This is a genomic window from Alloscardovia venturai, from assembly GCF_042676605.1.
In the GTDB taxonomy this organism is placed as follows: Bacteria; Actinomycetota; Actinomycetes; order Actinomycetales; family Bifidobacteriaceae; genus Alloscardovia; species Alloscardovia venturai.
In genome coordinates, this window is record NZ_JBHTHQ010000029.1 from 1 (window position 1) to 810 (window position 810).

Consider the following 810-nt stretch of genomic DNA (forward strand, 5'->3'; position numbering starts at 1 on the left):
TTTGTCTTTTTCTTATTTTTTTGTGAGTCATTTAGTTGATTCTTTCACAAGGTTTTTTTGTGGAGGGTTTGATTCTGGCTCAGGACGAACGCTGGCGGCGTGCTTAACACATGCAAGTCGAACGGGATCCTTTGAAGCTTGCTTTGAGGGTGAGAGTGGCGAACGGGTGAGTAACGCGTGATCAACCTGCCGTGTAGATCGGAATAGCTCCTGGAAACGGGTGGTAATGCCGAATGTTCCAACATTTCGCATGTTGTGTTGGGAAAATGTTTTTAGTGCTATGCGATGGGATCGCGTCCTATCAGCTTGTTGGTGGGGTAATGGCCTACCAAGGCTTCGACGGGTAGCCGGCCTGAGAGGGCGACCGGCCACATTGGGACTGAGATACGGCCCAGACTCCTACGGGAGGCAGCAGTGGGGAATATTGCACAATGGGGGGAACCCTGATGCAGCGACGCCGCGTGCGGGATGACGGCCTTCGGGTTGTAAACCGCTTTTAATTGGGAGCAAGCGTTGAGTGAGTGTACCTTTTGAATAAGCACCGGCTAACTACGTGCCAGCAGCCGCGGTAATACGTAGGGTGCAAGCGTTGTCCGGAATTATTGGGCGTAAAGAGCTCGTAGGCGGTTTGTCGCGTCTGGTGTGAAAGTCCATCGCTTAACGGTGGATCTGCGCTGGGTACGGGCAGGCTAGAGTGCAGTAGGGGAGACTGGAATTCCCGGTGTAACGGTGGAATGTGTAGATATCGGGAAGAACACCAATGGCGAAGGCAGGTCTCTGGGCTGTTACTGACGCTGAGGAGCGAAAGCG

At 53.1% G+C, this 810-nt stretch carries 1 rRNA gene; it reads left to right on the forward strand.

Features of this window, described 5'->3' with window-relative positions:
• Positions 1-56: 56 nt before the first annotated feature.
• A 16S ribosomal RNA gene (locus ACFQY8_RS07995) occupies positions 57-810 on the forward strand; the annotation flags it as partial.